This window comes from Haloarcula sp. CBA1129, from assembly GCF_008729015.1.
In the GTDB taxonomy this organism is placed as follows: domain Archaea; phylum Halobacteriota; class Halobacteria; order Halobacteriales; family Haloarculaceae; genus Haloarcula.
In genome coordinates this window covers 1,260,050-1,272,332 of record NZ_RKSM01000001.1, presented here as the reverse complement: position 1 = coordinate 1,272,332, position 12,283 = coordinate 1,260,050, and the positions used below count along the sequence as shown (strand labels likewise).

Below are 12,283 nucleotides of genomic sequence, written 5' to 3'. Positions count from 1 at the left end.
GGTCGTACTCACCGTTGACGAGGAGTATATCTGTGTCAACTGCGGCGAGACACCGATCGAGTCCGCGACACCAGCCTGAGACGGCCGGCCCGTTTTACTCTATGAACCCTAGTTTGGGAACAGTCGCTCTGGTATCTGGCTGATGGCCGGACACCCGCCACCGAAACTCACCCCCTCGGCTGACAACGCCGCTGGACACGAACGTATTACTGCTGTGGTATCTCCCTTGGGATCTGTTCGTATCTCCGGTAGACCGTCACGAGACTGTAGCTGACAGCTAGTCCGAAGACGATCAGAGGGACAGCAAGCGAGAGCAGGCTGTCGGGCGAATGCGCCGCAAACGACGGCGCTCTATCGGGGTTAGCCGCCAACAGCGGCCAGAACAGGTTCGGGAAGAAGTAGTAGTCCGTTCCGAGCCGCACAATCGGATAGAAGTCGCCGGCGATGTGTGAGAGGTAGCCGGCGGAAAACACCACTGCGTACCGCCCATAGCCCCGGCGGGCAGCCAGCAATACAAGGACGGTGAGGATGGGTAGCGAAACGACCAGCGAATGGGCCAGCATGCGTCCGCTCGGAAGAATAGCGAACGTCCACGCGAGTGGCTTGTCGATTACGTCCGGGAGTTGTGTCGCGCCAAGCAGGAGAAGTACCATCGGTCCGGACGGGAGGCGACGCCACCGAGCCACCGTATATACCGTCAGCGGGACGGCTGCGAGGAGGAAGTGGCCTGCGGGGTACACCGTGAAGCCAACGTTCCGAGAAAAGAAAAGCCGTTCGCCGGGTTATCTCTCCGGAAACGGGCAGTGAGACAGCCCCGTTTTACCGGGGGTAGCGCTGCTCTCTATGATAAACTGGTCAGCCGGTTACGTTCACCCAGAGGTGGACCTCCCGGTACGCCGTCGATTGGTCTACGGTCTCAGGCGGTGGACCGCGGTATAGCAGGTACTGGAGCCGAAGCCCGTCGCCGGTCATCTCGGGTTGCACCTCGTGTTGGCGCTGCCAAGTCTCGTTGTGGCCCAGCGTCGGCTGGAAGCGCCGCAGTTCCGACCGTTCCCGGACCCGGGTCTCGTTGTCGACACGCTCGACGCGTTGTAACTCGGCGATAACGGTGTACTCCGTTCGCTCGTGTTCCTGATTCCCGATACCGATGATCAACGAGCGGCCGTCGCCCTGCTGGAACTCTGTCGGATAACCGTCAGCGACGAGTTCGCCGTCTTCGTCCGCTGTTAGCAGATAGAACTCGCTGAACCGCTCGCCGTCTTTCGGCACTGTGATGGCGTACCCGACGCTGGCGGCCGCAAGCAGGATGCTCAGCACCAACAGCACGTTCAGAGCGGCGTCCGTCCGTGAAGCCGGCGAGAACAACTCTTCTCGTCCAGCACTGAGCCACGCGCGATACGGTACACGAAACCGTTCGTCAGCGGGTACCGCCCAGCGCCGAACCGCCGCGATAGCGGTCAACATGAGCGTCAAGCCGCTGAGCGAGACGAGAATCGGAAGCAGGCGGATGCCCCACGGCGTGAAGTTCAACACCAGACCGACCAGCGGAACGAGCGCGATGCTGAGTCCGAACGAGAGCGCGACACGTTCGATACCGTCGATTCCGTCGGCTCGTGGATCCGAAACAGCCTCATCGTCGGCTGTGGGGCCGCTCCCGGCCTCCGGAAACAGCGCTGCGATGAACGCATAGCCGGGAATGAAAAGGACAAACACGAGCCCGGCGATGATACGGACCGGCGTATCGGAGACGACCGGAAGGAGAGCGGCTAGGTTCGTCAGAATCACCACGCCGATAACGCCCGCTAGATCGGCCGGGAGATGGCGGAGTTGGCGCGGCAGGAGTAGTTTCCACGCCTTGGTTTCAGCCATTAGCAGTGAGTCATGTCGGCACGGTAAAAAAATAGCTGATTGCGTCGCTTCCTGTTACAGTCCCTGACTGAGACTGGCTCAGGTGAGTCAACCGAACGCATTTTATCAAACCAGCAGAATAACTCGGTGTGTTCCGGAGCCAGTCGTGGGCCGTGTTCGTCACCCTGACAATACTAGGGCTTACAGCGGGTGCCAGTGGGGTGGCAGCGATGGGAACCGACGACGGGGGTCCGGCGCTGACCCGTCAGGTGGAGACGCCGACAGACGACAACGAGACACAACAGGAAAACCCGGATTCGGTATCGGACGGCGAGTACAGCGACGAAACGGCCACTTGGTTGGCTCAGACGATGGGCGGGCAGTTGGAAAACAGCAGTATCGCACTATCGAATGCCCAGTATGACCGGGCTCGGTCGGTTCTGGGTGACGACTACGACACCCGTCTAGAGCAGTACGTCGAGGTTGCTGGTGATACATCCTCGGAGACAGACGACACCGCTGCGGGAGAGTTCGAGTCCGCACGCGAGAACCAGCGGAATCTCACGGACGAGGTACAGCGGTATCGCCAACAGTATGCGGCGTATCAGGAAGCACGCGAGCGCGGTGACGAACGCGAGGCCCGTATCACGGCGCGTGCGATGGAGCGAACGGCATCGAACATCAGCGACAGGAGCCAGGAACTGACCCAGAACTTCGACCGGATCGAGAACGCCACGTCTGTCGACCTGTCTTCGGGACAGACCGAGATCAATGAGACGACAGCGAACATCACGGCGACGCAGGCGGCTATCCGTGAAGAGGTGCTTGTCGGGACAACGCTCACTGTCCGGGCGATAGACTCGACCGCATCGTTCAGTGATCCCGGAACGGTTTCTGGCCAGATCAAGACTGAGAACGGCTCAGTCATCGCAGACGAGGCAGTCGAACTCAGGGTCGGGAACCGGACGCAGACGGTTCGGACTAATTCGAACGGCATGTTTGAAACGCAGTACCGCCCCCGCTCCGCGCCACTCGGATCACAGGCCGTGCCAGTCGAGTACATCCCAGCTACCGACTCGGTGTACCTGTCTGACAACGCCACGTTCACTATTGACGTACAACAGGTGCGGCCGGATGTGGTGAGCGAAATCGCGCCGGAGACCGTGGGATACGGCGACCGACTCAACGCTACGGCGTCCGTGACAGTCGAGTCGATAGGTGTCGACGGAGTCACAGTGGAGTTCGCAATTGGTGACACCGTCGTCGCACGGACGGCGACTGGTCCGGATGGAACCGTCACAGAAACGCTTCGAGTCCCGGCGTCGGTAAACGACGGCGAGCGTCAGGTTGTCGCTCGGGTTCCGTATGAAGACCGCGCGATTGCGGGCGTGCGGTCGGAAACCCCCGTTGTCGTCGTTGAGACTCAAACGGCCCTCTCAATGAGCGTCTCACGTACGGATAACGGGATTCTTGCCAGCGGCCAGCTCCAGACCGCTGCTGGGGACCCTGTGGCGGATCGTCCGGTACGTCTGCAGGCCGGTGCTAGCGGGATACAGCGCGTTGAAACGAACCGGAACGGGTCGTTCCAGACCGTCCTCACCGAACCCCAGACCAACGATTCAGTTACCGTTACCGCCACGTACGACGAACCGAGTTCGAACCTCGGTAACGCGACTGCAACGGCAACGGCGCCAGCGGAGTCCGGAGGTGGAAATCCACCCGTCGGCTCCGGCGAGAACCCAGCAGCCGGCTTCGGGAACGGGATCCTCGGATACAGTTGGTTGCCTGTCCTTGGCGGCGGAATGGCGCTTATACTCGTCGTCGCAGCTTGGCTTGTCGTTCCGCGGTTCCGTCACTCTCAGGAGACGGACTCGACCGCACCGGCCGAGACAGCCGATGTATCGCCGACTGACCCCGACCAGTCGGCGACGTCACCGGAGACGACGAGTACGACGTTTGAGGAACGCGTTGAGACGCATCTGGATGGCGGGAACTACGACGCTGCAGCGATGCTAGCGTACACCGCGGTCCACGACGAGCTAGCGGTGGAAAACGGGATTCACGAGGGGGCGACACACTGGGAACTCCTCCAGCGGAGCCAGAAACACGGCGTTCCCGAGGAACGGATCGCGGATATCGAAACAGTGGTCGAAGCCTTTGAAACGGCAGCGTTCGCCCCGACAGCGGTTGACCCGTCACACGCGGAAGCAGCCGTCGAACGTGCCCGCAAGATCAAGTCAAACGGCGACTCATAACTAACCACTCGCGGATGACACCTCGGATGTGTCCAGACGCTTCCCTTCACCGGTCATAACCGATTCTCGACAGGGCTAGCAGCAGCCGCAGGGGGCCGAGGGACCGTAACGGCTCCCGAATCGGCCGTCGAAATGCGGTAACTATCTTACACCCACCCGCTGTAGGACTCGCTAATGAGTGACGGCCGGAAGGGGCGAGTGCTGCTCATCGTGGCTGTGCTGGCCGTGGCAGTCGCGGCCCGACTGACGACGCTCCACTGGACACCGCTGCCCTCGACGCTAGACGGATTCGGGTACGTTGCTCTGGCTAGGGACACGCTCGAAACGGGGACGTTTCCGCTCACGCGATTCCGCGCGGATAACATCGTCTTTACCGCTGTTCTGACAGTTGTCGGCGCACTTACCGGGGAGCGACCGCTGTACATCGCCCAGCCGGTCGTCGCGGTCACCGGTGCGGCGTCCTGTCTGACGGCGATGGCACTGGTCAAACGCCTCGCACAGTCGAGTCGGTGGGCCCACTCGCGGACGACGCTGGCGATGGGAGTGGTTGGGATGGGACTCGCGGTAGAGGGTGTCTATCTCCGGCGGACTGGACAGACGGACGAAGAGGCGCTGGCGTTCCTTTTGCTCCCGCTGTTTGCGATTGCCGTCCATCGGTTGCTCACGATGGAGCGATACAGGCGTCGATGGGGAGCCGTTGCGGTCGTCCTGTTCGCTGCCTTCCCGCTCTTGCACACGTTCAGTTCGCTCATCGCTGCACTGGTACTTACGGGGGTACTGGCTGCGCATCTTGCCCGGATTCCGTCACGTCGTGACGCCGTTACTGCTCTTGTCGTCGTCGCGGGCTTCTGGGTGTATATGTGGGGGTACTACCGGATTGCAGAACGCTCGCTTCTGGAAGTGCCCTACGTCGACCGTGTCAGCGCGTATCCGGGGCTGTTTCTGGCTTGGGTCGTCGTGCTGGTCGCGACACTGATCTGGTTCCAGCGGACGAGCGCTCGCCTGCAACGGGTGACAATCGGTGGCGCTGTCGGCCTCTGGTTCCTGACGCTGGGTTCGAACGCGGTACAGACAGTGTTCCCCGGGACACAGACCACACCGACTGGTCTCTTGCTGCTTGTCGCGGCTTTCGCCGTCCCGATGGTGTTTGCGGTTGTCGGCCTCCCGCGTGCGAGCCGCGACCGGCGATTGATCGGGCCGGTCGTGTTGGCGTTACTGCTGGCACCGATTGTTATCGTGTACTTCTCCCTAACCGCCTCGCTGACGCCGGAGTACTACGGGACAGCGCTCCGTGGGCAGACGTTCGTCCATCTGCCCGTGTTCGTGCTCGCCGGCATCGGCGTTGCATCGGTCGCCTATCGGCGGTCGCCGTCGCCGGCTGAGGGGCTTGGAACGCTCAGAACCCACAGCCACCGACTCGCAACTGTGCTGACAGTTGTCGTCGTAGTCGCCGCGCTTGCGACGATGCCAATCGCGTTCGTCAACCTCGATACGCTAGCCTTCCCGACCGGGGCGACCGAATCGCAGTTTGCGGCCGCGACGTTCACTGCAGAGCACGTCGACGAGCAGTGGGTGTCCGATCACCCGTTCAGCCGTATCGTTGCCTTGTACTACCCGGGCGCGGCCAGTGGAACGTACCAGCCGACTGCCCGATGGCTTGGTGGGGGGACAAAACCCAATTGCCCGACACTGTCGCGGGCGTCGTGGGGGACGACTGGGGCACACCTGTTCCCGGCAGGCAGCGAGAAGACCACGCCCGCGGTGCTGGAGGAGTGGCGCTACGAAAACAACGTAGTCTATGACACGCGCGGCCTCGACTCCGTGTACCTCGTTCGGCCCGGTGGGAACCGGACGAGTTGCTGAGTGCACATGGTTTAGTGGGTCCATCCATGCCTATCTCTCCCGGGTATGTAACCGTGGCATACAATACGGGGCCGGCAGAAAGGCCGATAATGACTGACCCCGTCCTCGTCGGCTCGGAGCTGTGTGTCACACGACGGGGCACCACAATTCTCGATGGCGTCTCGCTCACGGTCGGGTCCGACGCGGCGATGCTCGTTCAGGGACCTAGCGGGGCTGGGAAGTCGACGCTGTTCAACGTCCTCGGACTGCTAGAACCACCGTCTAGCGGTCGACTTAAGGTCGCTGGACGGGACGCGAGTGCCCTGTCCGAACGCCAGCGCGCCAGCCTCCGACGGACCACGCTCGGGTTCGTCTTTCAGGACTTCCAGCTCATCGGCGACCTGACCGCCCGCGAGAACGCGTCGCTCCCACAGGAACATGCCGGCGACCGCGACCCTGACTGGCTGGAGACGCTGTTCGAACGTCTGGGAATCACCGGGCTTGAACACCAGTACCCAGCGACGCTGAGCGGCGGCGAGAAACAGCGGGTCGCCATCGCACGGGCACTTGCAAACCGCCCCGAAATAATCCTCGCCGACGAACCGACCGGGCAGCTAGACCCGGACACCGCCGAGTCGGTGCTAAACCTCCTGTTCAGCATGAAGGAATCGACGGAAACCGCGCTCGTCGTCATCAGCCACGACCCACAACTGGCCCAGCGGTTCGACGAGCGGCTGTTCATCCGCGGCGGCACGCTCGTCTCCGATGCTGCCTCGACGCCGGACGCGAGCCCGTCCACGGAGACGAACTAACGAACCGATGGGATACAGAAACGCTCTCCTGTTTCGCTGGTCCAGACGGGACCGGCTCACCGTCGTCGTCATCGCCGTGACGGCTGCGTTTCTCATCGGCACGGTCCTGCTGTTGTTCACCGCCGTCACGTACTCGGAAACGTTCGCCGAACCGCTTGCGAACTCCGGGACGGTCACCTACCACGACGCGGCGAACGGCCCGCCCGACACTGACGGGGATGTCACCGTGCTCCCGACAGCGACGGCAACGGTAAACGGAACCGACGTTCGCCTCGTCGGCATTCCGCCCGATACGCCTAGGGTGCTCATCGAGGGGTCGGCTCAGTGGCAGGAAGGGCGCTTACCGACAATCCCAGACAGTGTTGACGGCCGGGGACCGGTCTCCCAACAGCGGACTCGAACGGTCAGCGGGTCGAACGGGACCGTCTCGCTCACCGTCGTGCCACAGGAGCGGGGGACGACGTTCCTCTCGAACCAGTGGTACGCGACGACTGCCTCGACAGCCCAGCGAGTCGGTGTCACCGGCTACTTCGTCATTGACCGCAGCCCGAGTGGGACCGGGCTGGGGAGTCTGCCCAGCGAGGGAGCGCCGCTTGTCAGCGCGCTCTTGTACGTCCTCGGCGGCTTAGAACAGGTGCTCTGGGCGCTGGGCATCGCGGCGGCCGCCGGCGGCTTGCTGGTCCTCATCGTCGTCTACAACGTCACGCGGATGAGCGTCCGCGACCGGCTTGATGCGATCCGGGTCATCCGCTCGACCGGTGCGTCGGGGTGGCGCGTGGGACTCCTGTTTACGCTCCGGGCCGGTCTCCTCGTAACCACTGGTGTAATTCTGGGCTACGCTGTCGGACTCATTCTCATTAAGGCGCTTGTCAACGTCGCGATTTACGTCGGCCTCCCCATCGCGCTCGATATCACTGTGACCGGCCAGAGTGCAAGCATTGTCGCTGGCGTCGCCGGAATATTCGTCTTGATGGGGCTGGTCGCCGGCGCGCTCGCGGCCTATCCCGCAGCGACCCGTCCACCGGCCTCGCTCGGGAACCGCCATGCTCGATCCGGCCAGTCCGGGCAGCCGACGCTTGCGACGCTCAGACGGTGGGTCACACCGACGTTCCTCTCGTGGCGCTCGGTCGTTCCGACGGCGGCGACGCTAACTGTCTTCGGCATCACGTTCCTGCTGGTCGTCTCGCTGGCCGGCCTCGCGTCCCCGCTCGGCGGCGCGGCGGGCGGCACCGGAACGATCACCGAAGCCGGCGCGCCACACCCGCTGAACAGTCGCCTCGACGCCGAGTACGCGTCGGCGCTCCGGGCCGACGGGACGCCGGCCAGCCCGGAGATCATCTACGCACAGGTCTCGGACGGCCAGCCGTACATGGCCCACGGGGCGAGGTACGACGCGTTCGCGAACGTCACCGGCGCAACGCTGGTCGAGGGGCGAGAGCCACAGCGGTACGACGAGGCCGTCATCGGGAGCGATCTCGCACAGACACTTGACGTCGAGGTCGGTGACAAACTGACCGTCAGCGGGAGCGTCAAGCCCGGGATTCGACGGGTGACCGTTGTCGGGCGGTTCGACGCCGCTCGAACGCTTGATGACCTGCTCATCCTGCCGCTTGATTCTGCGGCTGACTTGGCGACCGCGAAGGGACAGGTCCACATGATTCGCGTGAAGGGGACGGTGTCCGAGATGGACGACGCTGACGGTGTCGCTGCCAACCAGTCGGGCGCTGTCGTGACAGGGCTATCAGGTCCGAGACGCGTCACGAAAGATGAGACGATCAACTTCAGCGTCGACGTGCGAAACGTCGGTAACGGGCGGGTAGATCGGGAGGTCACAGTCCAGTATCGAGGGGCGCAGCGAACGACGACAGTGGCTGTCCCGCCGGGACAGGAGCGGACCGGGACTGTCTCGTTCAGGGCGTCCGAACTGGGGACCGCAAACGCCTCCGCTGGGGAGTACACCCATTCAGTGACTGTCGTTTCGCCGAACGCCATCGAAATCCCGAGCCAACTGCCGTCACAGGCCCCGCCCGGGTCCGGGCTCTCGGTCCCTGTCGTCACGAAAACTGGGGACCCTGTTTCGAACGCTACTGTCACAGTGGACGGCCCGGCGCTCAGCACTGGATCGAGCGGCGTCGCCGTCGTTCCCCTGCCACGCGAGTCCGGGAACTACACGATAACGGCCCGGTCTGGAGACCAGACAGCAACACACGAGATTCAGATCGTTCGTGGAACTCAACGGGAACTGTATGGAGAGTTATCGATATCACCATCTTCGGGGTCTGTGTTAACGACGCCAACGCTCAGAATCGGACTCGCAAACCCATGGCAGGAACCGATTACACGCACTGTCGGTGTCATCGGTCCCGGTGTCTCCCGGAACCGGACAGTGTATATGCCGCCCGGAAACGTCACGCAGACACGGTTTTCCCCGGACAGCGGACGGGGTCAGCCCGGAACGTACACCTATCGGGTGACAGCGAACGGGACCACCCTCGCTACGGCGGAGTACAAAGTGACGGGGGACCGGCGACTCGCATCCGCAGTGGCAAGTAGCGGGTCGTACGCGTCTGGAACGCCCATCGAACGCTCTGTCGAGGGCGTGTTCGGGAACGTTCAGCTGATTCTCGGCGTCCTTGTCGTCCTCTCAGCGCTGAGTACTGTCGGCAGCACAACGGCGACGTTCGCGCAGGGCGTCCACGCGCGTCGGCAGGCCATCGGCATCCACCGCTCGACCGGTGCGACCCAGTGGCGAGTCCTGCGGACGATTCTGGCCGACATCGCCCGTATCGCTATCCCGGCGACGGGGCTCGCACTCGGGTTGTCAATCGTCGCGTTAGAGTTGCTGGAGCGGGCCGGCTGGCTCGTCTTCTTTGGCTTCCGCCTCTCCGCGCGGACGCCGCCGACCATCCTCGCAGCGATATTTGTCGGCGGCGTCTCGCTCGCCCTGTTCGGTGCCCTCGTCGCAACGGTGCCGTATCTGACGGCGTCACCGGTCTCACTGCTTCCAAGTGGCGACCGGACTCGAAGGCCCGACGACGAGTTGGTCGACGAGAGACAGCCTAGCGACGACTGAACCGAAGTGCTAGGGCAGATAACCCGGCGACCGTCGGTCGGAACTTTGACTGTCTGCCGACAAGAAGCCGTTGTATGGCGACCCGACAGCGCCAGCAGTTCATTTACGGGCATCTCATGTGGGTGCTTGGTACCATCCTCGTGTTGACCCTGCTGGATGCGCTGACCTTAGAGCTGTTTTTCGTCGTCTCGCTGATCGGGTTTCTCGTCACCGTCGAACTGGTCGCACCGCAGGCCGTGTCGCCGCGCTGGCGACGGCGGCTCTGGTGGCTCATCGGACTTGGTCTGGTGGGCTTTGCCTACGTAGTCATCAAACGGATCCTTGCGATTCTACCGCCGGGGCTGGTCTGATGGCGCTGCTACCGCTCTCTGAGGACTCCCGGCTGCCGTCGCTCACTCTCCCACAGCTACTACTTGCCACCTACACAGCCCTCACGTTCATCGCGCTCGTCTACGCCGCGAGCACGTCCTCAGCGGCGTTCGGCGCGTATAACTCCCAGTGGGACGGAACCGGCGAGCTCCGAAACGTCGCAGCTGACGCCGGCGCAAATGTAACTGTTGGAACGAACGTGAGTCAGTATCCGACGAGTAGCGCGGACGGTACTGTTGCGGTCGTCCTCTCGCCGGCGGCGTCGTACTCGTCGAGCGAGCGGACACGGATTGCGGAGTTCGTTCGAGGCGGTGGGACACTCGTCGTCGCCGAGGATTACCGTCCGCACGGAAATGACCTGCTCGCTGCCGTCGAGGCAGACGCACGCTTCGACGGCCGTCCGGTGTACGACAACCGAAATTACTACCGAAACTCGTCGTTCCCGGAAGCGACGCCTGCCGGCGACTATCCGGAGACGACCGGGGTCGATACTGTCGTCCTCAACTACGGGACGACTGTCAGGGCTGGCGACGCGACGACGCTCGTTAGCACCTCCGAATACGCCTACCTCGACACCAACGGTAACGGCGAACTCGACGGCGAGGAACAGTTAGCGTCCCGACCCGTCGTCACGAGTGAACCGGTCGGCGACGGGCGGGTCATCGCCGTCAGTGATCCGAGTATTTTCGTGAACGCGATGCTCGAACGCGGTGACAACCGACAGTTCGTCCGGAACCTCGTCGCCAATCACGACACCGCCTTGCTGGATTACTCACATGTCAGTAGCGTCCCGCCAGTGGCTGCTGCCGTTCTGGCCGTGCAGCAGTCTGACGTGTTGTTGCTGTTCTGTGGCGTCGTGCTGGTTGGGCTGCTATTCGCGTACGACCGTCATCTCGACGAGTATCTCCGTGATCGGCTCCGAGAATACGGGGGCCGCGAGCCGGAGCCGCATCTCTCCCGGGACGGCGTTGAGAAGTACCTCAGAGCCCGTCATCCAGATTGGGAGGCTACACAGGTAGAGCGAGTAACGGAAGCCATTATTAAACAGCGGCCCGAACGTCAACGCAATGACTGATCCGTCGGTGCTGTACGACCGTCTCAAGGAGGAGACGGAGACTGTTCTTATCGGTAACGAGCAGGTTCTTCGGCATATTACTGTCGCTATGCTTACACGCGGCCATGTGCTTCTGGAGGGTGTCCCCGGTGTCGCGAAAACTACGATTGCCACGCTTGTCGCCAACGCGACGGATCTCCAGCACTCTAGGGTCCAGATGACGCCTGATCTCCTCCCTGCAGATATCACTGGAACGACGGTGTATCACCAGCGAAACGGCGAGTTCGAACTGCAGAAAGGACCAGTGTTTACCAACCTAGTCATCGCAGACGAGATCAACCGCGCCCCGCCGAAAACCCAGAGCGCGCTGCTCGAAGCGATGCAGGAGGGACAGGTCTCCATTGAGGGATCGACGCTCGAACTCCCGACGCCGTTTACCGTCGTTGCGACAATGAATCCCCTTGAGATGGAAGGGACGTTCAAACTCCCGGAGGCCCAACGCGACCGGTTCCAGATGAAACTCGTCACTGACCTTCCTAACTCCGAGGAGGAGCGCACAATCCTCGACCGGTTCGATGCAAACCCGACGCTCGACGCGGACTCTATCTCGCAGGTCATCTCCCGGAGCGAACTTCTGGATGCCCGGACAGTGGTCCCTGAAACACACATCGAAGACAGCATCAAGGAGTACATTCTCGCGATCGTCGGCGCAACGCGGGACCATCGAAACGTCATTCACGGCGCCTCTCCGCGGGCGACAATCGCTCTGCAGAATACGGCCAAAGCAGTCGCTCGTCTGAACGGTCGGGAGTATGTCATTCCGGACGATGTAAAAGAGATGGCGCTTCCGGTGTTACGGCATCGACTGATCATGAACAGTGATGCCGAACTAAGCCAGATCAGCCCCGAAGCGGTTATCGAAGAAATCCTCCAGTCGATTACGCCGCCCGGGTCTGACACCGACCACAGTATGGGCGTTGAGACAGCGGTTGGCGACGGCGGGACGAAACGCGAGTTCGAGTAACGACCC

9 protein-coding genes are annotated in these 12,283 nt (G+C 62.5%); 7 read left to right on the top strand and 2 right to left on the bottom strand.

The window, feature by feature from the left end:
* Positions 1 to 206: 206 nt before the first annotated feature.
* Together Har1129_RS06305 and Har1129_RS06300 are read right to left on the bottom strand one after the other, a co-directional pair.
* Entirely contained in the window at positions 207 to 740 is a 534-nt protein-coding gene (locus Har1129_RS06305) for a metal-dependent hydrolase (RefSeq protein WP_225307777.1), read from the bottom strand.
* Positions 741 to 855: 115 nt separating this feature from the next.
* A complete protein-coding gene (locus Har1129_RS06300; protein WP_151099888.1) occupies positions 856 to 1,869 on the bottom strand; it encodes a DUF1616 domain-containing protein in 1,014 nt (337 codons plus the stop codon).
* 209 nt (positions 1,870 to 2,078) lie between these two features.
* Between Har1129_RS06300 and Har1129_RS06295 the strand changes: the two genes are divergently transcribed.
* The 7 genes from Har1129_RS06295 to Har1129_RS06265 all read left to right on the top strand — a co-directional run bounded on the left by Har1129_RS06295 (position 2,079) and on the right by Har1129_RS06265 (position 12,277).
* Complete coding sequence (locus tag Har1129_RS06295; protein WP_151102101.1) at positions 2,079 to 4,103, top strand: DUF4129 domain-containing protein; 2,025 nt, start codon at positions 2,079 to 2,081, stop codon at positions 4,101 to 4,103.
* Positions 4,104 to 4,277: 174 nt separating this feature from the next.
* Complete coding sequence (locus tag Har1129_RS06290; RefSeq protein WP_151099887.1) at positions 4,278 to 5,966, top strand: sodium:phosphate symporter; 1,689 nt, start codon at positions 4,278 to 4,280, stop codon at positions 5,964 to 5,966.
* Positions 5,967 to 6,055: 89 nt separating this feature from the next.
* Positions 6,056 to 6,757: an ABC transporter ATP-binding protein gene (locus tag Har1129_RS06285; RefSeq protein ID WP_151099886.1), complete on the top strand. Its 702-nt coding sequence runs from the start codon at positions 6,056 to 6,058 to the stop codon at positions 6,755 to 6,757.
* Positions 6,758 to 6,764: 7 nt separating this feature from the next.
* Positions 6,765 to 9,830, top strand: coding sequence for an ABC transporter permease (locus Har1129_RS06280; RefSeq protein WP_151099885.1), 3,066 nt, complete (start codon positions 6,765 to 6,767; stop codon positions 9,828 to 9,830).
* Between the two features lie 74 nt (positions 9,831 to 9,904).
* Positions 9,905 to 10,180, top strand: coding sequence for a hypothetical protein (locus tag Har1129_RS06275; protein WP_151099884.1), 276 nt, complete (start codon positions 9,905 to 9,907; stop codon positions 10,178 to 10,180).
* Positions 10,180 to 11,274 carry a DUF4350 domain-containing protein gene (locus Har1129_RS06270; RefSeq protein WP_151099883.1) on the top strand — a complete coding sequence of 365 codons (1,095 nt, stop codon included), beginning with the start codon at positions 10,180 to 10,182 and terminating at the stop codon, positions 11,272 to 11,274. The genes Har1129_RS06275 and Har1129_RS06270 overlap by 1 nt, the downstream gene beginning before the upstream one ends.
* Positions 11,267 to 12,277 carry a MoxR family ATPase gene (locus tag Har1129_RS06265; protein ID WP_151099882.1) on the top strand — a complete coding sequence of 337 codons (1,011 nt, stop codon included), beginning with the start codon at positions 11,267 to 11,269 and terminating at the stop codon, positions 12,275 to 12,277. Before Har1129_RS06270 ends, Har1129_RS06265 begins: the two co-directional genes overlap by 8 nt.
* The last annotated feature ends 6 nt before the right edge of the window (positions 12,278 to 12,283 follow it).

Coding starts and splice junctions, on each gene's coding strand:
- Har1129_RS06300 (WP_151099888.1), bottom strand. CDS start 1,869: ATGGCTGAAACCAAGGCGTGGAAACTACTCCTGCCGCGCCAACTCCGC.
- Har1129_RS06295 (WP_151102101.1), top strand. CDS start 2,079: ATGGGAACCGACGACGGGGGTCCGGCGCTGACCCGTCAGGTGGAGACG.
- Har1129_RS06290 (WP_151099887.1), top strand. CDS start 4,278: ATGAGTGACGGCCGGAAGGGGCGAGTGCTGCTCATCGTGGCTGTGCTG.
- Har1129_RS06285 (WP_151099886.1), top strand. CDS start 6,056: ATGACTGACCCCGTCCTCGTCGGCTCGGAGCTGTGTGTCACACGACGG.
- Har1129_RS06280 (WP_151099885.1), top strand. CDS start 6,765: ATGGGATACAGAAACGCTCTCCTGTTTCGCTGGTCCAGACGGGACCGG.
- Har1129_RS06275 (WP_151099884.1), top strand. CDS start 9,905: ATGGCGACCCGACAGCGCCAGCAGTTCATTTACGGGCATCTCATGTGG.
- Har1129_RS06270 (WP_151099883.1), top strand. CDS start 10,180: ATGGCGCTGCTACCGCTCTCTGAGGACTCCCGGCTGCCGTCGCTCACT.
- Har1129_RS06265 (WP_151099882.1), top strand. CDS start 11,267: ATGACTGATCCGTCGGTGCTGTACGACCGTCTCAAGGAGGAGACGGAG.